Annotated in this window: 18 protein-coding genes; 3 read left to right on the top strand and 15 right to left on the bottom strand. The window is 71.6% G+C overall.

Going from position 1 to position 20,219, the window contains the following annotated elements:
- Positions 1–4 precede the first annotated feature (4 nt).
- The 3 genes from K353_RS32810 to K353_RS32795 all read right to left on the bottom strand — a co-directional run bounded on the left by K353_RS32810 (position 5) and on the right by K353_RS32795 (position 5,197).
- A complete protein-coding gene (locus K353_RS32810) occupies positions 5–814 on the bottom strand; it encodes an IS5 family transposase (protein WP_111557141.1) in 810 nt (269 codons plus the stop codon).
- A gap of 2,103 nt (positions 815–2,917) precedes the next feature.
- The gene (locus K353_RS32805; RefSeq protein WP_305000345.1) at positions 2,918–3,481 is read right to left on the bottom strand and encodes a lipocalin family protein; all 564 of its coding nucleotides are present in this window, start codon (positions 3,479–3,481) and stop codon (positions 2,918–2,920) included.
- 516 nt (positions 3,482–3,997) lie between these two features.
- The gene (locus tag K353_RS32795) at positions 3,998–5,197 is read right to left on the bottom strand and encodes an FAD-dependent monooxygenase (protein ID WP_111557126.1); all 1,200 of its coding nucleotides are present in this window, start codon (positions 5,195–5,197) and stop codon (positions 3,998–4,000) included.
- A gap of 62 nt (positions 5,198–5,259) precedes the next feature.
- Between K353_RS32795 and K353_RS32790 the strand changes: the two genes are divergently transcribed.
- Positions 5,260–5,799 carry a MarR family winged helix-turn-helix transcriptional regulator gene (locus K353_RS32790; RefSeq protein ID WP_111557140.1) on the top strand — a complete coding sequence of 180 codons (540 nt, stop codon included), beginning with the start codon at positions 5,260–5,262 and terminating at the stop codon, positions 5,797–5,799.
- 1,533 nt (positions 5,800–7,332) lie between these two features.
- Here K353_RS32790 and K353_RS36715 read toward each other — a convergent pair.
- The 6 genes from K353_RS36715 to K353_RS34690 form a co-directional block, all read right to left on the bottom strand.
- On the bottom strand, positions 7,333–7,467 hold the full coding sequence (locus tag K353_RS36715) for a hypothetical protein (RefSeq protein ID WP_255410789.1): 135 nt from the start codon (positions 7,465–7,467) through the stop codon (positions 7,333–7,335).
- Entirely contained in the window at positions 7,464–8,153 is a 690-nt protein-coding gene (locus K353_RS37380) for a GAF domain-containing protein (protein WP_370447697.1), read from the bottom strand. The genes K353_RS36715 and K353_RS37380 overlap by 4 nt, the downstream gene beginning before the upstream one ends.
- A 404-nt stretch (positions 8,154–8,557) precedes the next feature.
- The gene (locus K353_RS36710; protein WP_111557124.1) at positions 8,558–9,103 is read right to left on the bottom strand and encodes a carbohydrate-binding protein; all 546 of its coding nucleotides are present in this window, start codon (positions 9,101–9,103) and stop codon (positions 8,558–8,560) included.
- Positions 9,043–9,534: a trypsin-like serine protease gene (locus K353_RS36705; RefSeq protein ID WP_158585558.1), complete on the bottom strand. Its 492-nt coding sequence runs from the start codon at positions 9,532–9,534 to the stop codon at positions 9,043–9,045. Before K353_RS36705 ends, K353_RS36710 begins: the two co-directional genes overlap by 61 nt.
- A 300-nt stretch (positions 9,535–9,834) precedes the next feature.
- A complete protein-coding gene (locus K353_RS32770) occupies positions 9,835–10,857 on the bottom strand; it encodes a glycoside hydrolase family 19 protein (protein ID WP_111557139.1) in 1,023 nt (340 codons plus the stop codon).
- Positions 10,858–11,123: 266 nt separating this feature from the next.
- Positions 11,124–11,558 carry a hypothetical protein gene (locus K353_RS34690; RefSeq protein ID WP_158585557.1) on the bottom strand — a complete coding sequence of 145 codons (435 nt, stop codon included), beginning with the start codon at positions 11,556–11,558 and terminating at the stop codon, positions 11,124–11,126.
- Between the two features lie 1,092 nt (positions 11,559–12,650).
- Between K353_RS34690 and K353_RS32760 the strand changes: the two genes are divergently transcribed.
- Positions 12,651–13,040 carry an STAS domain-containing protein gene (locus K353_RS32760; RefSeq protein WP_111557122.1) on the top strand — a complete coding sequence of 130 codons (390 nt, stop codon included), beginning with the start codon at positions 12,651–12,653 and terminating at the stop codon, positions 13,038–13,040.
- Positions 13,041–13,289: 249 nt separating this feature from the next.
- Here the strand turns inward: K353_RS32760 and K353_RS34685 are convergent, their stop codons facing one another.
- From K353_RS34685 to K353_RS32735, 5 genes are all read right to left on the bottom strand, one after another.
- The gene (locus K353_RS34685) at positions 13,290–13,751 is read right to left on the bottom strand and encodes an STAS domain-containing protein (protein ID WP_158585556.1); all 462 of its coding nucleotides are present in this window, start codon (positions 13,749–13,751) and stop codon (positions 13,290–13,292) included.
- A gap of 651 nt (positions 13,752–14,402) precedes the next feature.
- On the bottom strand, positions 14,403–14,789 hold the full coding sequence (locus tag K353_RS36390) for an ATP-binding protein (protein WP_233533983.1): 387 nt from the start codon (positions 14,787–14,789) through the stop codon (positions 14,403–14,405).
- A gap of 426 nt (positions 14,790–15,215) precedes the next feature.
- Entirely contained in the window at positions 15,216–15,620 is a 405-nt protein-coding gene (locus K353_RS32745) for an STAS domain-containing protein (RefSeq protein ID WP_233533982.1), read from the bottom strand.
- A 105-nt stretch (positions 15,621–15,725) separates the two neighbouring features.
- Positions 15,726–15,986, bottom strand: a complete 261-nt coding sequence (locus K353_RS32740; RefSeq protein WP_111557119.1) for a hypothetical protein — start codon at positions 15,984–15,986, stop codon at positions 15,726–15,728.
- 185 nt (positions 15,987–16,171) lie between these two features.
- Positions 16,172–16,549, bottom strand: coding sequence for an STAS domain-containing protein (locus K353_RS32735; RefSeq protein WP_111557118.1), 378 nt, complete (start codon positions 16,547–16,549; stop codon positions 16,172–16,174).
- Positions 16,550–16,971: 422 nt separating this feature from the next.
- Here K353_RS32735 and K353_RS32730 point away from each other — a divergent pair, with 422 nt between their 5' ends.
- On the top strand, positions 16,972–17,625 hold the full coding sequence (locus K353_RS32730) for a DUF4232 domain-containing protein (RefSeq protein WP_111557117.1): 654 nt from the start codon (positions 16,972–16,974) through the stop codon (positions 17,623–17,625).
- A gap of 144 nt (positions 17,626–17,769) precedes the next feature.
- On the opposite strand, the gene K353_RS32725 is transcribed toward K353_RS32730, so the two are convergent.
- Complete coding sequence (locus tag K353_RS32725) at positions 17,770–20,139, bottom strand: toxin glutamine deamidase domain-containing protein (RefSeq protein WP_146616641.1); 2,370 nt, start codon at positions 20,137–20,139, stop codon at positions 17,770–17,772.
- Positions 20,140–20,219 lie beyond the last annotated feature (80 nt).

Genomic DNA, 20,219 nt, shown 5'->3' with positions numbered 1-20,219 from the left:
CATTTCAAAATGAGGTTCGGAGCTTGCCTAGGCAGATGATGCTGCAGGCGAGTTGGAACAGGCCGAGGTGGAGGTCGGCGCGCATCTCGTAGCGGGTCCGCAGTCGCTTGAACCGGTGGAGCCGGGCGAAGGTCCGCTCCACCACCCAGCGGGTCTTGCCGAGTCCGGAGCCGTGGGCGACGCCGCGGCGGGCGATCTTCGGGGTGATGCCGCGGCGGCGAAGGAAGCGGCGGTACTCGTCGTGGTCGTAGCCGCGGTCGGCGAACAGTCGGCGGGGGCGTCGTCGGGGTCTGCCTCGCAGGCCCCGGATCGGTGGGATCGCGTCCAGGAGGGGCAGGAGCTGGGTGACGTCGTGCCGGTTCCCGCCGGTCAGTGTGACGGCGAGCGGGGTGCCGTGCCGGTCGACGATCAGGTGGTGCTTGCTGCCCGGCCGGCCCCGGTCGACCGGTGGAGGTCCGGTGTCCGCCCCCCCTTTGAGCGCTCTGACGTGCAAACCGTCGACGGCGGCGTCGTCCATCTCCAGCAGCCCTGCGGCTCGCAGTTCGGCGAGAAGGACCTCGTGCAGGCGTGGCCGCACGCCGGCCTCGGTCCAGTCCCGCAGCCTGCGCCAGGCCGTGATCCCGCTGCGGCCGGTTCGCTCCGCGGTCACGTCCCGCCAACTCGCGCTCTTGCACAGCACATGCACGATGCCGCGCAGCGCAGCCAGATCGTCGGCAGGCGGCCTCCCGGGACAGCGATGGCGCCGCGACGGACGCTGTGGCAGCAGCGGAGCCACTCGCTCCCACGGATCATCAGGCACGAGATCATCCGACACGTGCAGCACTCTGCCGCCTGGCCATCTCAACTGCCGAGCCCCGGAGTCGAACTCGTTTTGAAATGACCAGTTATCCGCGCCAGGGCGCTCCTGCCTCTGGTCGCCCTGCTGGGCCTGACGCTCAGCACGGCACCCGCCGCGCACGCGGCGGCGGACGGCGGCGGCACCGCGCTGCCAATCGCCCACCACTGCGATCTGGCGGTCGACGGGGTGCACAAGCGGGTGTTCATCTCCGACTACAACGCCGGCACGATCCTGGTGGCCGACTACCAGGGGCACCTGACCGGCACTATCGCCAACCTGCCGGGAGTCTGCGACCTGGAGCTGTCCGGCGCTTCCACCCCTTACCGCACGGCCTCGCGGACCGCCGCCTCGCCAGTCGGCCACTCCACCGGGCGATCACCACACCGCAGGGCCACGACCAACCCGGCGACACCCGCCCCACACACCGGCTTCACCCACTCGGCCGCACCGGACGGAAGCGGACGACGATCGAGATCCCGTACGTGCTGCCCGGCCCGCCGAAGCGGAGCGGAACCCGGGGGCGGCTGAGCGTCGGTCAAGTACTTGACTTGATGCGTGTGCATGCTTGGCCGAATGGCGGTCTGCGGCCGGGCCGACTCGGAGGATGGGTGTCCGGCGGCTCGGGTAGACCGACGAAGAGCGACCAAAGCCACCGGACACCTGGCCGCGTGCCCTGGGTCGGACGGGTCATGCCCTGCGCAGAGGGTGAAATCTGACGGGGTAGGACCCAACCGCGTGCACCTCACTTCTGGGCATCGGATCGTTCCGTCTGCGACGGCCTCCCGTCCGGAGTTTCCGGTCCGTACCGCCTGGCCGAAAAGGCGGGGCGAATTCGATCACGACCGAGGGCCTCACGGAATCACCGACGTGTTCCAGGATCGGGTGCGGGATCATCCTTCCTGATGCTTCCGATGGAAGCGCAGGGGCTTTCACGGTCCGGCGCGAGCCGGTAGCAGTGGCGCGCACGCGGACGCCGCCCCCTGTGGGAGCGGCTCCGGCCGCGGGGGCGGGGGGCGGCCGGTCACCGCGGGGGCGGCGTCTGGACGGGACCCGGACCTGGAGATGGCATGCACCACGGGGAGTGGCGTGGGTTCCGTCCCGTCCCGTATGACCCGCAGGCGCGGGCTGCATGCGCTCCGGCCGGGCAGAGGGACGGCGGCGCCCGCGCCGCACACGAAACTCCGCGCGAGGTGTGCGGCGCGGACGCCGTGGGGCCGGGGCGCCCCGAGCCGCGGGGCGCCCCGGCATGCGGTCCGGCCGCCCTCTCCGCCGCCCAACCACGACGGAGGGGTGCCACGGCCGGCCTGTGGACCGGCCCGGCACCACCGGTACCGCCCCCACCCAACGACCACCGCCACACCAGCGGCACGAAACCCACCCCGGCCCCGACCCTGTTTCCGGATTCGGCGACTGCACGCACGGACGCCGTCCCTGCTGGGTCGGACCCGGCCGCGTGCTCGAAGCGCGACCGGCCACCGCAGGGACGGCGTCAGCGCGGAACCCGGACCTGGAGGATCTGTCACACCGACGCGGTTGGGGCGTGGCGCGGGGTTCGCACCACTCGTATGACCGGTGGGGGCGGCTGTATGCGCCCCGGGCGGACCTCATCCCCGTAACGGCCGGCCGGAGCACCCGGCCGGGGAGCTTTGATGACCTCGCCGCGCCCCGGCCGGCGACCCTACCGCCGGGCCCAGGGGTAGCCCGGAGGCAGGGGCGGTGCTGTGCCACTGTGGCTGTCGCGGGTGGCAGCGAGGCGGGGGTGGAGGGGTGCCCGTGCTGGTCACAGGACGCGACAGTGCCCCCTTGTCGCGCTCTCGTGCGGGAAGGCCGCTACAGGGGGCCGCGACAGTCTCCGAGAGGCAGTCGGGGCCGGGGATCGCCAGTACATCCAACGGGGCCGGCACGCCCGGGTACCGGCCACGACCCCACGGCCCGCCCCGGCCGGGCCGTGGGGAGGGCCAGCGCGCCCCGAACCTCGGGTGCCACCGGCCCTCTCCCTCGCTCCCCCGCCGGCCGGGTCCAGGACCTCCCGGGGGCAAGTCGGCACTTGCCCGCTCTGCCGGGTGATGGGCGGAGGGGTCAGTGGGTGCAGAAGGGGTCGGTGGTGGTGTTGGCGCCGTCCTGGGGGGTGTATCGGACGGTGCAGGGGTCGATGCCGGCGCGGGTGAGGGCGGCTCGGGCGGCGGTGGTGTCGGCGGGCGTGAGAGCGGGGGTGCGGGAGAGGACGAAGCCGCTGGTGCGGTCGGAGTCGGTGACGGTGGCCCAGCGGTAGTCGTCGGCCAGGCCGACGACGATGTAGTTGGCCTGGGTGGTGTGCAGCCAGGAGGTTCCGGCTCCGAGGAAGGAGACGTTGAGGCGGGCGCCGGTGGTGTCCAGGGCCTTGGCGTCGCCCTTGACGGTGCTGGAGCCGCCCAGCCAGGTCGAGCAGCTGTTGGTGACCGAGACGGTCCCGGTCGTGGTGGGGGCGTAGCGGGCGGTGGAGTTCTTCTTGCACTGGATCTCGTACGGGGCGGGCTTGGCCGCGACCTGGTACCAGGGCCCGAGGTAGCGGGCCAGGTCGACCGAGGCGACCGAGTCGGGTGCAGCCTTCGCCGCGGCGCGGACGGGGGTGGGGACCGCCGCGGAGGAGGGCCCCGCGGTCACGACCGCCAGGGCCAGAGGAGCGGCGGTGGCGGCGGCGAGCACGGCAAGACGCGGACGCGGACGCGGGCTGCTGGACACAGGGCACCTCCGGACATGATCGGCACGGACCACCCGCACCGGTCACTCACGGCTACCCCCCGCGACACGAAGCAGGCACCCCCACGCTGACGCAACAGGCGGGCAGGCCGTCGCGGGCGCCGTGTACGAGTTGGACGGGCGGGAGCGGCGGGTGCTTGAGCGGGCCCGCGAGGTCGGACAGGAGGCCCGCCGACTGGCTGCGGGAGCCGGCCGGGCGGGCGGACAGACCGACCAGAGCCACCTCCGGGCGCTGCGCGACGCCGCCCAGGCCGCGAGGACCACGGTAGGGGCTCCGCCGCAGCGAATCCGGTATGTACTGCGGCAGCGAGGACCGGTCCTCGTACGCCATCCTGCGCCTCAGGCGGGCGGGCGCGGGCCCACCGGTGCCCGAGGTCTCTGCCGCGGGAATGCGTCTGGCCGGGCCGGGCCGCGGGAGTGTCAGCTGGATGGTCGGGGCATGTCCGGCAGAGGGGGCGAGATGTGGGCGGCTTGCGTGAGCTTGTCGGTCAGGGGCCTGAGCGGGCGTGAGGTCAGTGCCTTGCTGGCGATGTGGCGGATCTTCAGTCCGGTGGCGGTCTGGGGGTAGGCGAAGCGCTTCCAGCCGCGGGGCAGGGTCTGGAACTGGTCGACGAGGGGGCGCATCCACGTCTCGTAGTCGGCGAGGGCGTTTTCGGTGCTGTCGGGATGGGCGGCGAGTTGGGCTGCGAGGACGTAGCCGCTGGTGAGGGCGAGGGAGGCTCCGCCGCCTCCCATGGGGGTGACGCACCAGCCGGCGTCCCCGGCCGTGACGGTGCGTCCCCGGTGCCAGGTGGCCATGCGGATCTGGGTGAGCTGGTCGATGTAGAGGTCGTCGGTGGAGGTGAAGTCGTCGAGGATGCGGGGAGCCTGCCAGCCAGCGTTCGCGAACCGTTGCCGCAGCCGGGTGAGGGCCTGGGCGCGGTCGAGGCCGGCGAGGTCTACGGCGGGGCTGCAGCAGAGCATCGCGCGGGTGGTGCCGTGCGGATCGGGGCGCAGGTGGATCTGGCGTCCGCGGGTGGTGGTGTGCCAGCGCCAGGTCGTGGTGTCGTCCCCGGTACGGGGGATGGTGCCGAACACCATGCTCACGTCGAGGTCGTCGGAGGTGACGGCGCCGGGCGGAAACACGAGCTCACGCGTGGTTGAGCGCACGCCTTCAGCGATTACCAGCAGGTCACACGGCAGGGTGCGGTGCCCGGCGGTGATCACCTGGAGCGGCCCGGACCCGTCGGTGACCTCGGTGATGGTGTCACCGTAGAGGAACTCCACGCCGTCGGGAAGGTGGTCGTGGATGACGCGCGCCAGATCACCGCGCAGGATCTCGAGCTCGGCCGTGGCTCCGTCAGGCCCGTCGGACGGCAGCTCGGCGGTCACTGATCCGTTGCGGTCGACGAACACCGCGCCGGTTTCGGTGGTGTTCTGGGCCTTGACGGCGTCGAACAGTCCCATCCGGTGGAGAACGTCGCGGGCGACACCGCGCACATCGACGTTCTGCCCGCCGTCGCGGAAGCTGTCCGCCCGCTCGATCACGCTGACGTTCCAGCCCTGCTTCCGGAGCCAGAAAGCGGCCGACAGCCCGGCGATACTGGCACCCGATACAACCACGGTGCGCGGCTGCTGCACGATGACCTCCCAGAAGATAGCTTTAATGTAAAGCTATCAGCGTGAGAGGAGGAAGGGTGCTCATGGACGATCCGCTGATGCGCGTATGGGAGCCGGACGAGGTGGCTGTCATGGAAGCGCTGCGGGACTGGGCCGTCGGTTTCGCGGAGCTCAACCACCATCTGGCCGCATGGGTGCGGCTGCCCACCTCGGACGCCCGGGCACTGGCGCAGATCGTCTGGGCAGCCCAGGCCGGTGCGCCTCTGTCGCCCACGGCGCTGGCACAGCGCATCGGCATGAGCACCGGTGCCACCACGGTCCTGCTGCACCGCCTCCAGAAGGCGGAGCTGGTGAGCCGCAGCCGGGAGAACGGCGACCGCCGCCGTGTCACCTTGCGGCCGACCCCCACCGCCCTGGCACAGTCGCGGGCCTTCATGCAGGCCGCCGGAGCGGAGATCGGCGACACCCTCCGGCATAGCAGCACCGCGGACCTTCGCACCGCAACCGCGCTGCTGGGGGCGCTGAACGAGGCCGTGACACAAGGCATCCACAGGCTTCGTGCCCGCCACGGCGGCCACGAGCCCGGGGACGACGGGACCCTGTCCGCCGATCCCGAGGGGTAGGTCAGGCCGCTTGGCCGAGTCGGGCAGGGTCAAGGTCCTGCGCACGGAGCGGGGTGGAGTCGACGTCGAGCTCCGGGTCGTACGCGCCGGACGCGGCCACTGACCGACCCGGGGCCCCCGGGAGCGCGGGCAGTGGCCGTACGGGCATCGCGCACACCACCAGCGCGCGGCACGCCGTGACCCGGACGACCGAACGGGGGTCGGGCAGGGCATGGACCCGTCTCCCGACTCCCCGCCCAGCCCGCTGCCCGGCTCGCTGCGCTTCCCCCCGCCGCGCCTGGACCACTACCCCGGCCCGGACGACGACCACGACGACCCCGCCAACCGGGACGACCGCCTGGTCCCGGGTCCGGAGGCGGGGCGGGGGCGGGGCGACGGGCAGGACCGCGCGGTCGCCGTGTACGAGGTGGGAGCGGCGGGCGCCGGAGCGGGCCCGCGAGGCCGGGCAGGAGGCCGCCTCGTGGCTGTGGGCACTGGTCGAGCGCCGGGACGAATACGCCCACGCTCAGGCCCTGCGCAATGCCGCCCAGGCCGTGGAGGCCGCCGGCGACCCCGGCGGGCCCTTCGCGCCGGCGCGGGGCAGCGGGGTCGTCGGGGACCCGCACCACGACCTGTTCAGCTTCTTCTCCACCGGTAGCAAAGGCTCCGGGCGAGCCCGTCAGGCCGCTCCAGCGCACCGGAGCGGCCTGGCCGTTTCGGGCGCTCGGAAACGGCCCGTTCGTGCGGGGACGACCCCGTCAGCTCACCCCGGCTGCGACACGCTCGTGCGGGACGCGACCGCGCGCGTCCACTGCACGAGGCGGTCCAGGACGGCAAGTACGACCCGCTGGCGCGGAGCCGGGAGGAAGGGCCAGGTCAGCCAGGCCGGAGCGGACAGGAGCACGACTGCCAGAAGGGGCAGGGCGAGCAGTGAGACGAGAGCAGGGCGTGACAGCCACACGGGCATGCGTCAACCTCCGGGTGAGCCCCCAAGGGGAACCGTGGTGGATGGCGACGCGAACTGGGCACCCCATGCGCCTGAACGCATACAGTCTCCGGCCTGAGCCGACATCCTATGAACCGAGTGGAACCTACACCCAACAGGGCCGTTCCAAACGCGAGTTGGCAAAATCCATCGGCGCTCTACAGCGAACTCCCTCCAGCCACGACGGCCTGGATGAATGACTCGCCGCCGCCGTGCAGCTGCACGCCGTCCGGGCCGACGGGAGCCGGCTCTGATTCAGCGGCCACGGGCAGCCTGCCGAAGGACCCGTCCGGAATTCGTCGGACACCGCCACCACCTGCTGGCAGGCGCGCTCCAACGGGTCGGTGACCGCCTCTCGCGGCCCTGGGTGAGCGCCTGCCACTCTGGCCGGATCGAAGAACGCCCCCCGGACACGGCACCAGTGCGGGCAGGGCGACATCCGGGAGAGTCCGCCGGCCCATCCTGGACGTTCCGTGGCGCCCACTGGCGGCGCCTCCCTGCCGGTCGGTCCTCCCGAGCTGGAAGCGCCGACCGGCATTCCCGGAGACCACCGCACCCGCCGGAGGCGGCTACTGGTCGGTCCGGGGCCGGTGCGGGACAGTGACGAGCAGGGTGCGGACCTGGTCATGGGAGTAGTGCGCGTAGGCGGGGCCCCAGCCGTCGTCGCGGGCGCGGGTCGTGCCGCCGAGCAGGGCGTCGGTCAAGAGGTGGGCGCAGGCTCTGCAGGTGCTGGTGGGGCTCGGTGTCGGCCAGGAGGCCGCGGGTGTGGAAGAGGTCGTAGAAGTCTCCGACCACCTCCACCCCGGCCACGCCGGTGGCGTCGGCAGGCAGGTGCGTGGCGGCCACGTCCATCCCGGGCGCCTTGGGCAGCCTCGGCGGCAGGAGGGTCCCAGGGTACGGGCGAGCGCGGCCGTCCCCTGTTTCGCGGGCCCGGGCCCGGTGCAGGGCCTGACGCAGGGCGATCTCGGAGGACACCGACCGCACCAGGGTCCGCAGGGCCCGGGTCTGGGGGGGTGAAGGGGCGGGCGTCGCGGTCGACCACGCAGAACCCGCCCAGCATGTGCCCGTCGGGCGAGAACACCGGGTAGCCCGCCCAGGCGCCGACGCCCGGGTCGGCGACGGCCCCGAGGTCCTTGATGCGGGGGTCGCGGGCCGCGTTCTCGGCGATCAGCTCCCGGCCGGTGCCCACGAGGATGTGGCAGGGGCTGTCGCGCATGTCGTTCTCGGATCCGGCCGCGGGGTCCACGCCCAAAGCGCTCTTCCAGAACGAGCGCCGGCCGTCGGCGACGGTGAAGAACGCCTTCTGCGCGCCGGTGATCGCCAGGGCGAGCTGCGCGAGGTCGTCGAAGGCGCCTTGCGGCGCGGTGTCCAGTAAGCCGCTGGCGGCCACCGCGGCCAGCCGCGCCGGATCCAACACCGCCGTCGGCAGCTCACCGGCAGGACTGGGGACCTCTGCTGCCGTCACGGGGTCATCCGTTTCGAGGCCGTCCGCCCCGGACCGGATGTCCTGGTGTCAAGTGACCCGACAGGGAGCCCACGCGCTCGCCCGCCCGGCCGGCACGCTCGCACGGGTGCGCGACACCCTCGCACTCGAACGGCGGGATTCGTCCCGGTCGTGCGCCACTGCCGCGCCACTGACCGGAGGCGCAGCGCCGGGGCGCCTCGACAGCCTCGCAGCGCCCCGGTGGCAACCCCGCCTCCTGCGTTCCGTCCGCTCCTGGCACAAGATGGCCCAGATCCGTTCAGCCGAGTGCCGCGATGCGCCGGGGAGGCGTTGCGGCAGGCTCCACGTGCTCAGCACGTGCCTCCGTCCTGCCACACGCCCCAGTCTCCCGCGGCGCCGGGCTTCTCGTTGGTGGTCCACCACTTGGCCTTCCACTTGCGGCCGTTGTAGGAGACCTCGCTGCCGCCGGCGTAGACGGCGGAGGCGCTCCACGGCGCGGCCGTGCACGTGCTGCCGCTCGGGGAGGTGCTGGGGCGCGGAGAGGTGCTGGCGCTCGGGGAGGGGCTGGAGGAGCTGGTGGGGCCGGTGGGCGCGTCGGGCAGTCCGCCCACCGTCTGGGCGATCCACTGGCGCACGCCGCCCTTCTCGGTGACGTCCGCGTAGACGGAGGGGGCGGCGCCGCAGTCGGTGTTCGCCGTTCCCCATCCGTTGCCCACGCCGACGAGGACCCACGGGCCGGTGGCGGCCCTGAGGAACTCTGGGCCGCCGGAGTCGCCGTAGCAGGCGCCGGTGTTGCCCGGGTCGTCGTTGCAGAGCTCGGCGTTGCCGTTGTGGATCACCGGGCACTTGGCGTCGTCGACGACGGTGGTGTCGACCGCCATGGCCTTGGTGGACATGGGCCGCAGCCGACGGTGGGGCAGGTCTGCCCGTAGCCGACCAGGCGGGTGGCGGTGCCGGTGGCCGGGGAGGTCTTGGCGATGAGCGCCGGCTGCACGGCGGTGACGGGGGTGGTCAGGTGCAGCAGGGCCACGTCCGCGTCGCCGCCGGTGAAGTACAGGCGGTTGTCGGTGGCCGAGATCGCGACGGGGGTGGTGGTGTCGTCCCCGAAGCGGACCGTCTCGACCTTCCAGGTGCAGTGGGCGGCGGTCAGGATCCAGTCGGGCTTGATCAGCACGACGGTGCAGGCGTTCCACAGCCCGGCCGGGTACTGCGCGGAGGAGGGCTGCCCGCCGATGATCATCGGCGCGGCGTGTTGCGGGGAACCGCCAGGCGTGGTGCCGCCGGAGGTGGCGGAGGCGGCGCCGGTGAATCCGATGAGGGCGGCCACCAGCGCCAGCGCACCGAGACAGGTAGCCCACGGTCTGGACGTTTTGTTCGTGTTCACTCCTTGCATCCGGATGCGGTGGAAGCGATCAGGGCATGGCAGGGCACCGGCAGCACGCGCGAGGTGAAGGGCACGTGCTGCCGGCGGGTGCGGGAGCGGTTTCGGTACCGGTAGCACGCGCATAGGGACTTCGGGTTCAGCCGGTTGGCAGTGCCCGTTCCTGCGGTGCGTGCGGGGTCAGCGGCCGAGGTGGGAGCCGGTGGAAAAGTCCCGGCCACTGAGGCTGGGGCCGGTGGGGAAGCGTCAGCAGCTGAGGTTGGAGCCGGTGGGCACGCCCAGGATGGCGGCGAAGTTGGTGTAGGAGTTGATGCGGCTCTGCACCTGGGCGGGGTTGTGCCTGTCGCACTCGACGTAGCCGTTGATGGAGCGGATGGTCTCGCCGAATCCGCTGCCGCCCACCATGGCGTTGTGTCCGGTCATGGTGCCGGGGCCGGTCTGGGTGTTCCAATACCACAGGCCGGTCTTCCAGGCGACGGTGGCGTCGGTCTCGACGAGGCTGGGGTTGTTGAGCAGGTTGATGCCCAGCGCGTCGCCGGCGCTCTTGTAGTTGAAGTTCCAGCTGAGCTGGATGGGGCCGCGACCGTAGTAGGCGTAGGTGCCCGCCGGGCAGCCGTAGGAGCGGCTGGTGTCGCAGTAGTTGCCGGACTTGTCGATCTCGGTGGTGTAGACCAGGCCGCCGGTCTCGTGGTTGACGTTGGCGAGGAACGCCGCCGCCTCCTGCTTCTTGACCGTGTCCGAGCCGGTGTTGGCGAACGCCGGGTAGGCGTTCAGCGCCGCGACCAGGCCGGAGTAGGTGTAGAAGGAGTTCCGGCTCGGGAACATCTGATTGAACTGGGCCTCGGAGACCACGAAGGAGCCGCTGGAGGGCGGCGGGGTGGTGGTCCCGCCGCCGGTGCAGCTGTAGGGGCTCCAGAACCAGGTGGAGATGGTCGGGTCGTAGCCCGGGTTGTCGTGGGTGGCGATGTAGTACTGGCCGTTGGGCGCGTACTTGACGACGCTTCCGGTGGCGTACTGGGTGCCGGCCGCCCAGGCCGGGTGGTCGCAGGAACCCTGCACGGGGGGCGTAGTGGTGCCGCCATCGCCGCCGCAGGCGCCCTGGTCGGCCCAGACGCCGGAGCCACCGGCGCTCGGGGTCTCGCCCTGGGGCCACCACTTGGCGTTCCAGTTGTGCCCGTTGTACGAGGCGGACATCCCGCCGGTGTACACCTGCGCCGACGAGTACGCGCCCGCACAGGACGCCGCCGCACTCGATGTGGTGGGCGCCATCACCGCCAGGCCGGCAGCAGCGAGCACACCGGTCAGCAGCGCGGAAATCTTCTGCTTCTTCAACTGCCACTCCTCGTGGGGGAAAAGGTGGGGCAGGGCGGGGAGGCCGGTACAGACTCAAGCCCAATGGTCCAGACCTGTCAACAGGTCTGGACCAATGAAATCGAAAAAGAGCGAGAGGCGCACGGGTGAGGAAACTTTCCTTCTGAGTGGCGAGCGGTTTTGCGGATGACCATTCAGGCCGGGGGAATATCCGGAGCGGGTGTTCAAGAACTCCGCTGTCCGCCACGTACGGGCTGGGTGTGGGTGGGCCGGCCGGGAATGTCGCCGCGATGGTCGCGCACGAGATGGGCGTCGAGTGCGACGACGGCGCAGGCGAGGGCGTAGCGGGCTTGACCGGTGGTGTGCTGGACCCCCAGGGCGTCGGGGCGTGTGGCGGCGGGCCGCAGGGCGGCGAGCGTCTCGTGGACTCTGGCCATCCTGGTCAGGGCGGTGATCGCGGCCGAGCGGGCGGCGAGGGCGAGTCGGCTGTGCACGTGGTGGCCGTCCGCTTCCAGGCCGCGGGTCCAGTGGTGCAGGAGTTCGACCAGGACGCCGAGGTGGCCGACGTGGCCGGCCAGGGCGCTCAGGTCGGGGTCGGTGTGCCAGTGGGTGGTATCGACGAGCAGCCGGTCCCGGTGGGCGGCAAGGTGAGTGCGCATCGCCCGGAGCACGGTGTCCGGGGACTCGGCGCCTTCCGCCGCCCTGGAAGCACCCGGGGCGGATGCGGGCTCATCGGATCTGAAGGTCACTGGCATCTCCTCAGGTCGTTTCCTGACAGCTGCGAGTCGGTGCGGCCCTCACGGCCGCGAGTCGGTACGGTCCTCGCCTACGGCGGCACGGCAGCACCCGGCCCTGGCCGTCAGCTGCCGACGCGAGAGGTGCGGTCCTGGGCCGGGGCCGGGCGACAGAGGGACGGAGACGGAGGCGGGGTGGTGAGAAAGCGGCCGATGGGACACCGGGGAGGCCGTTTCCCCGGCTCGGAGAGGTGCCTGGATCCTGCGGCGGCCGCGGCGTGGCCCCTGCTCGGACCTCGACCTGCGTGCCCCGCCGGTCAGGCGGGGGCGTACGGCCGGTCGTCGACGCTGTGCGGCTCGCTCTCGATGTGAGCGCTGATGCCCGTCCGCTTTCTGCGCGAGCGCGGACGAATCGGCCCGGAGCGGGCCGGCGCGCTTGCGCGGCCCACGGTTGACGGAGTTTTCCCGGCCTACCTGCTGGCGGCGAAGAGCCATCCGGTACGGGCATGCCCCACCGGCGAGCGGTAGTGCGCGACGTGACCGGCAGGTAGGCCGCGCGGGTCGGTGCACACTCCGGCCTCCCGGACCGCAGCCGCCATGACGCTCTCACCGTTCTCGTCCCTGCCCTGGAGAAGGCCGGGGAGGACGTCAGCGTAGCCGGTGTCCGCTCCCTCGGCCAGGAGGGTCCGGCCTGCCGCCGCATTCGGTGATCACTGCTACGCCCACGACGGGAGGCCGTGGCGCCGCCGCAGTGCTGCGCCCTCCGCGCGGGCGGAGCCGGGGGCGTCGGGCCGCGAGGAGCCCCGGCCCAGCCGTCGGACCGGTGCGTTTCGGATATAGAGCTGCAGCCATTTGCCCGAAAAGGACGATGATCACGTCGACTGGACGCCGAATTGCAGGCCATCCGAGGAATTCCGGCCGTGGTGTTCGAGTTACCCGTGGCGCAACCGGGGAAGCCGCCCCCCATACGGCGCCCGGGTACGGGACAGGCGCCTTTATCCGACTCGGGAACGTCGTATGAAACTTCACGAAGATTCACGCACCCAGCCCGGCAAGTCGCTGCGCGTCAGGGTCGTCGACATTCCGGACGCCTGCGCGAGGATCGTCCACCTGAGCGGCGAGATGGATGACGACACCAGCGTCGAACAGCGCCTGACCGGGCCTCTCGTCGCCGCGCTGGCACCCCCCGCACGGCTACTGGTCTTCGATCTGGCCGGGCTGGAGTTCTGCGACTCGGTATGCCTGGCAGTACTGCTGCGCGTGCGGATGGAGACCAGACGCCTGGGCAGCACTCTCGTCCTGACCGCGCCGGGCCCCCATTTGCTGTGGCTGCTGCGCATCACGGGAACGGAGAAGATGTTCACCATCCACGCGGACGTCCCGCACGCCCTGCACGGTGACTGCTGAGCACCCGGCGGCCGCAGCGCCGTGAATCCGGTCGGCAGACAAGGAATCCCGTCAGTACGCCCCCGGTGTCCAGGCGGGCGCCTCGGATGCTGGTGCGGCGCGGGCCCGGGCGGCGGGGAAGGGTGGTGTGCGCGCGGTGTCCGGGCCGCAGCGGAGCGTGGGGGCCCCGGGAACTGCCGCGTCCCGGACACCGCATGTACCCCTGCCTGCTGGCGGCCCTTCACCTGCGGTCCCGTCCGGTCCCCGTTTTCAGGGCGTTCCTCCGGGCTCCTGGGCGTCCTCTCCCGGCTTCTCCTGATCCAGTTGCCGCTGCCAGGCGCTCTCGAGGCGGTGGTAGTCGATCGCGGACTGCACGCCGCCGGCCAGCACGAAGACCCCCTCGGCGCCGGCCAGCTCCAGCAGGCGCACGAACCGCGGCGAGGGGGCTGCCAGGACGAGGGGGACGTGCCGGGGGTTGGCCCGGGCGTGAAGCAGTTCGTGCAGGCCGCTGGAGTCGCAGAAGTCCAGGCGGGCGAGGTCCAGGACCAGCAGCCGGCACGCCCCGCTCTCCAAGGCCTGCCGCACCCCGTCCTGCAGGACGGGGGCGGTGTCGACGTCCAGGTCACCGCTCAGGTGCAGAACCCACGCCAGGCCCGCACGGGACGCGGTGACACGAAACGACGGAGGCCTGTCGGAGCCGTCGTGAGGATCGGGACCGGGTGGTGGGGACACGGGCGGCAGGTCATCTCCAGACGGCAAGGCCGCCACGGACGGCAGTGGAAGCCGCGGGCGGGGGCGCGGCGCAGTGGGTCGAAGGCCTGCCAGCCTTTCACGCCCCACCGACAGAGCGGCTGTGGGCCCAGCAGCCGGTGGAGCGCACGCGGCCGCATCGGGGCCGACCCGGGAAGAAGCGGGTTGCGATTTCGGGACTGCCGCGGGGGCGGGCGCGCAGTGATGGCGGGGCCGTCGGCCCGGGGGTGCGGCGGCTGTGGGTGCGGCGGCGGTCCGGCGGGCACGCCGTCCCGGAGGGCGGACGGGCGTCGCCGCTCGCGCGCTCTCGCCCGCACCGGACGGTTGCAGCCCGGTTGGGGTGTCGCGCGGGCGGCGACGCCCGGACGGAACCCGACATGGAGGTCACCGATCCCGCGGAGCAGGAGTCGCAGGTCCCGTCGCACGCCGTATGACCCGGCACCGCCACCCCATGCCACTCCAACCGCACACCGGCCCCGGAAGCGGATGAGAGATCCGGGCTGCACGGCCGCTGTGGCGGCGCTTCCCGCAGAGTCCAGGGAGTGTGCGGATGACGACCGCGGCCCGGCCCCCATGGCCGTACAGTCCTTCGGGCCGCCCGGAAGCACGTGCGGGAACGGTACGGAGCCGGGTCTACAGGTCGATGGTGGTGCTGATGCGCTTGCCGCCGCCGGGCAGCGCCACCACGTCCACCCGGGAGCAGAGCTTGAGGACCAGGGCCCAGCCCCGCCCGCCCCAGCGCGTCGTGTCCGTCAGAGCACCCTCGTCGCTGTGCGGCAGCCTCACCTCGTCGTCCTCCACCTCGACCCGCAGCCGCCCCGGGCCGGCCTTCGGGCCGGTGCCTTCCAGGCGGAGGCGGAAGGCGGTGACACCGCCGGCGTGCCGGTTGGCATTGGTCACCAGCTCGGTGACCACCAGGTGCGCCTGCATCTCCACCCCCGCACCCACCCCCGCCTGACGCAGCAACCCGCTGACCGTCTCCCGGGCCTGCGCCGCCGTGCGCACCACCGGCACACGCACATCCAGCTCCACCGCCGGCCCGTCCACCGCAGTGTGCGAAGTGGCCACCGGAGCGTGCGCAGTAGCAGCAGGGGACGGGTGCTGTCCGTCGGCAGTCCGGCCCGGCCCGTCTTCGGTCGGGTGCCGCTCGGGATTCGGGCGGCTCTCCTTCGGGCGCCGGGTGTCGGCGAGGTCCGCCCGCCGGCCTTGGATACCGGCGCCGCCGGGCCCGGATGCGGCTGTGGCGGTGCCGTCGGCCTGGATGCCCGGGGAGGCCATGCGGGAGGAAGGCGGCAGGTCGGACATGGCGGCGGCTTTCGTTCGGTGAACTCCTGGCACAGAAAAGGCAAAAGGAATCAACGGGGAATTCTCACCCCGTCGACTGCCCCCGCCCGGCCGGAGCACACCACCCACCACCCGTACGTGGGCACTCCCCGACCAGATACGTCACCGGCCGGCACCGCCACCACCGTCACCCGGCGCGACATCACCCGCCACCACGTCACCCGCGGCGTCCCCGGCAAGGTCTTCGGCGAACGTGAAGTAGTCCAGGACACCCGTGATGCGGAAGAACCCCTCCACCGCCGGCAGCAGCGGCCCCGCCAGTACCAGGCGCCCGCCGGCCGCCCGCTGACGCCCGTGCGCCGCCAGCAGGGCGTTCAGCACCGAGGAATCAGCGAACTCCAGACCCGAGACATCCACCACCACCGTGCCCGCGCCCGCACACAGCGCCGCCTCCAGGGCAGCCGCGAAATCCTGCCCACGATCCCAGTCCAGCTGACCGCGCGCCCACACCCTCACCACACCCGCACCGCCCACCGGCCCCACCCCACCCGCCATCGACTCATCCACATCCGAGAGTCTAGACAACCACCAACCCCACCCACGGACACCTGACCCGCACCGCTCACCGGACCCGACCCCGACCACCGGCGCCCCGGACGGCGCCTGAGCTGCTCAGGCCGTCCGGGGCGCCGCTTCGGTCACCTCGCGCAGCTCTCGGGCCGCTTGGGCGAGCGCATCGCGCAGCCGACCCGCGAGGAGATGCGCCTCCTCCAACCCGCTCGCCGCCCGGCGCACCGCTTCGCGCACGTCCGCTTGGACGTCGGCGTCCGTCCGCAGCAGGTGCTGCGACTCGGCGTGCAGCTGAGAGACTGCTCCGGGCAGTTGAAGACCCAGCCCCTCAAGACCGAGAACACCCCGAACGACACCCGCCATGCCTACCGCTGTGCCCGTCTCGCGCGCCAGCTTGTTGTGCTCGAACAGCGCCTTGACCGCCTCGTCGAGACGCGCCCGCGCATCCCCCCACCCTCAGCCATCCCCCACCCCTCTCCCACCGACCCGGTCCGGCCGGCGCACCGGCCGCATTCCCCTCCCCCGCACCCCACACCACCACGAAGGGATCAGCCGGTGGGCTGCGCGAGGGCTTCGGTGAGACTGGCGGTGATGGTGAACAGGCGCTCCAGGCCGCTGATCTCCATCAGCCTGCGCAGGTGGCGGGGCAGGGCCGCCAGGATCAGGGGGACGCCTTTGGCGTGGTGGCGGGCCTTGATGAACTCGTGCAGGCCCATCGAGTCGCAGAAGTCCAGCGGTGCGAGGTCCAGTACCAGCGCGGCCGGACGGGGGCTCAGCAACGCCGCCAGTACCGGGGTCAGGCGCCAGGCGCTGTGCAGGTCCAGCTCCCCGCCGACGCGCACCGCCCGCACGGGGCCGTGGGCATCCAGCACCGTGATGTCGAGCGTGTCCCAGGCCGCGGGCGTGTATCGGGCGGAGATGGTCATGTGCGCTCTCCCTCGTGCCAGGACGGGTACCTGGCACCACACTGACACAGCCGAGCCCCGCCCGTACGCGAATGAATACCACCCTGACCTGCGGGTAAGCGCCTTCGCCACCCCATGGGACAGGGCGGACCAAAGTACACAGTCGGGCACAGAGGGACGCGTGGTGAACCGCTGAACCGGCTCGCTGTCGCCGTACCGTCCCTGCTCGACGACCGCCACGTGCCAGCGGCACGAAACACCCCGCGCCCGGCCGGCTGAGTCCGTTCTCCGCGTCCACAACGCGGAAGGCCAAGTGCGGTGTGTCACAGGATAGTTCGAGGGCAGACCTCGCAGGAGCGCTTCGTTCGAACGAGCGGCGCAGGCCCTCGGGAGGCCGCCCGTAGCGGACGGCCCACCCAGCCCAGCACTTTGAGGAGAACACCGTGAGCGTCCACAAGCCCGTCCTCGCAGTCCTGGCTGCCGCCACCGTCCTCTCGCTCTCCGCCTGCCAGGACGGCGGCGCGAGCGGCACGCCAAGCACCCCGCCCACCACCTCCGCCTCGTCGGCCGGCTCCGCTACCGCCAGCAGTCCTGCCCCCACCGGTGCGGCCCCCAGCACCACCACCGACCACAGCGCCTCACCCGTCACCCAGCCACCCGCGGCCGGCGCCCTCGCCAAGTGCCGCACCGCCGACTTGGACATCACCGCCTCCGACCGCACCATCACGGGCGAGGGCGAGGGCACCGTGGTGGTGACACTGAAAAACCGCAGCAGCAAGGACTGCACCGTCGCCGGGTACGCGGGCGTCGACCTGCAGACGTCGGCAGGGGCGATCTCCGCACAACGCAGTGGCCAGCCCGCGTCCCAAGCCGTCCTGAAGAGCGGCAAGCCGACGTTCGTCGGGATCTACTACCCGCTCAACACCTCGGGCGGCACGGGCGTGCGGATCACCGGCCTGGTGGTGACCCCGCCGGACGAGACCCAGTCGGTCACCCTGCCCTGGCCGGGCGCCGCCTCACTGCCCGTCACCGACACCAGCGGCGGCGACCGGGTCAGGATCAGCCCGATCGGCGGAGAGGGCCAAGGCGAAGGCTGACCACCGACACCCCTCACACAACTACGGTGCGCGCATCCGCCCGCGAACTCCGGGCGGTGCGCGCCGCGGGCGCACGGCGCCGCCCGCCCGGCCTTCACCCGGTCCGCCCGACTCCACGTCGAGCGGCCCATGGTGAAGGGGGCGTCACTCCGGGGTCTGCTCCATCCGGGGCGGCAGGGACACCACTGTGCGACGGGCGCCCACCTGATCCTGTTGCCGGATGAATCTCACGCCGGGAATTCCCAGGGTCTGCGACATTCCGCGTACGTCAGGACGGCCTTCGGGTCCCGTGTAGTTTCCGGCGTGCGAGCTTCCCACCACGACGATGTATTTTTCGTCGCCCGTAGCGTCGCCTCGGTGGTTTCGGATCGCCTCATAGGAATAGGCGTTCATGCGCCGTACCCGAAAGTATCCGACGTCAGGGTGATTCGGGTCATTATGTTCCGACCTTACTCTCCTTGCCGGGTTCCCGTCGATGGCCCGGATCTCGATACCCTGACGGTGGGCGGCTTCGACCACTTCGAGAATCGTTTCCGGGGGCATGCGATTACCCGCTTGGCGGATGACTATTTCCCGCAGGGGATTTCCGGTCAAGGCATCGGGGGGTTCGGAGTTGTACCGGTCAAACAGGTGTTGGGTCGTGTCATCGGAGAAGTGCTCGACATACAGGGTGGTGACACGGGCCTCACGGAGCTGCTGCATGTTGTCGCGCAGGAAGTGCCAGGTGGCTGTGTCCCCGTGCGTCTCACCCAGGACGAATCCTGGGTGGTCCTGCAACAGCGCTTGCGCCTGGTGCCGCGCTGCGAGGTCGCCTTCGGGCGGGGTGTCGACTGCGAGCAGGGTGTCGACACGGGCGCGGTCAGGCTGCTCAGGCAGGGTCTGGTTTGCCAGGTTGTCCGCGTCCCTGTCCAGGTCCTCGTCCCGCTGCCGCTGCTGATCGTAGTACTGGTTCCCTGGGCGAGTTTCCGCATAGAATCGCATGAACTCGGTACCGCTGACCAGCGAGTGCTCATCCGCAAATGCATCTTCCCGAATTTGCAGATTTGTCACGACGAAATCTCGCGCCACATCGGCGAGGCGGGGATACGCAGAGCGAATAAAGCCCGGCTCCTTGTGGAAGGTCACCCTTCCGGTGGCCCTGTCGAAAGAGAAGTGAGGGTCCCCGGCCGGGCCGATCTGCGCCACATCGCCGTCAAGACGCCCCCCTTCCAATTCCGTCACCCATTCGGTGAGGGATCGCGCGCGGATCTCCCACTCTTCTCTCTGCTGCAGCATTTGATCGTGGACTCTTCTCTCCTCTTGCTGTAGCAGCTGGTGCCTCCGGCTGCCCAGATAATTGGCCCGAAAACTCCTGTGGGGTTCGATCGGCCGGGGCGGTGGTGGGAACATCTCGTCGAGAAATACCACCTCCGGGTTCCGGTGGCTGACACCGATGCCGTCGGAGGCGGTGGTTCCAGCCTGGTTCAAGCTGCTGAAGCGGTCCATGAAACCGGGGTCGTGCGGTCCGGAGATGTTGTTCTCGTGGGGGTCCGCGACGGAGGCCCAGATCGTCCAGTCAGGGTGGTAGTTCTCGGGCACCGCCCCGTTGGCGGTGGTGACCTTGCGGTCGGTCGGGTCGGCCCAGCGCAGCGTGCCGTCCCGGTCGTGGACGAGGGCGACGGCGTGGCCGTCGCCCCGCGGTCCGGCGCCGAGCACGGTGGCGAAAGTGCCGGGCCCGCCGGCCCGCACCTGGTCCATCAGCTTCGCCACGGCGTCCGGTCCCTGACCATACAGCGCCGGTCCGTCGTGCCGTTTCCACAGCGCGTTGCCGGGGACCGGCTCGACGGTGCCGTTCAGGGTCCGCCCGGAGACCCGGGGGCGCCCGAAGTGGGTGTCCCGGTACGCCTCGACGTTCTCCAGGCAGGCCATCAAGTCGTCGCCGGGCCTGAAGCCCGCCCCGGGCTCCACCGGTGCCTGGTGAGGGTTGATCTTCTGCAGCAGCGAGTTGCTCATCGGCGGGTGCAACTTGGGTGCGCCACCGAGGTAGTCGACCAGGTCGGTGGCCGTCTTGCTGTCCGGAGCGACCCGTTCGTAACCGCGATCCGCCATCACGGCCTCGCTGTTCTCGTACGCGGGAGTCCGCTGCCGCTTTGCCGGCGGCGCGCCCATCCTCAGGGTGTCTTCGCCCGGGTCCGCTCGTCGCTTCACCGCACGAGGGGGCGGTGCGGATGCCGGACCGTCTCCAGGATTCCTGCGGCCGCCAGCGCCCCCCGAGGCGGTACCGCCCGCCCCCGGACCGAGCAGGTAGCCGCCGCCCGCCATCGGATTCGGGGTGGTGCCCGGCGACGGCGTGGCGTCCGCAATCGTCTCCGGCAATGTCTGTGAGGGCGACTGATCGGGCCCGGCCGGACGTGCCCCGGCCGGAGCGGATGGCGTCCGGGCACCGCCGTCCAGGTGAGCACTGTCACCACCGGTCAGGTGCGCGGCGGCGCCGAACGCCCCGGAGAAGTTGGGCACAGACTCGTGCCGCTCCACCGGGCCGTCCTGAGGCAGCCGCGCAGTCTCATGCCGCGGCGGCGGTGCAACTGTCCCGGGCTCGTGCCGCTCCACCGGAC

Source organism: Kitasatospora sp. SolWspMP-SS2h (genome assembly GCF_003259315.1).
In the GTDB taxonomy this organism is placed as follows: Bacteria; Actinomycetota; Actinomycetes; order Streptomycetales; family Streptomycetaceae; genus Kitasatospora; species Kitasatospora fiedleri.
This window is presented reverse-complemented; position numbering and strand designations above follow the sequence as displayed.

Bases quoted from the DNA above. Each gene is read 5' to 3' on its own strand.
- K353_RS32790 (WP_111557140.1), top strand. From the start codon at position 5,260: ATGGACGATCCGCTGATGCGCGTATGGGAGCCGGACGAGGTGGCTGTC.
- K353_RS36710 (WP_111557124.1), bottom strand. From the start codon at position 9,103: ATGTCCACCAAGGCCATGGCGGTCGACACCACCGTCGTCGACGACGCC.
- K353_RS32770 (WP_111557139.1), bottom strand. From the start codon at position 10,857: ATGGCGCCCACCACATCGAGTGCGGCGGCGTCCTGTGCGGGCGCGTAC.
- K353_RS34690 (WP_158585557.1), bottom strand. From the start codon at position 11,558: ATGCGCACTCACCTTGCCGCCCACCGGGACCGGCTGCTCGTCGATACC.
- K353_RS32760 (WP_111557122.1), top strand. From the start codon at position 12,651: ATGAAACTTCACGAAGATTCACGCACCCAGCCCGGCAAGTCGCTGCGC.
- K353_RS32740 (WP_111557119.1), bottom strand. From the start codon at position 15,986: ATGGCGGGTGTCGTTCGGGGTGTTCTCGGTCTTGAGGGGCTGGGTCTT.
- K353_RS32735 (WP_111557118.1), bottom strand. From the start codon at position 16,549: ATGACCATCTCCGCCCGATACACGCCCGCGGCCTGGGACACGCTCGAC.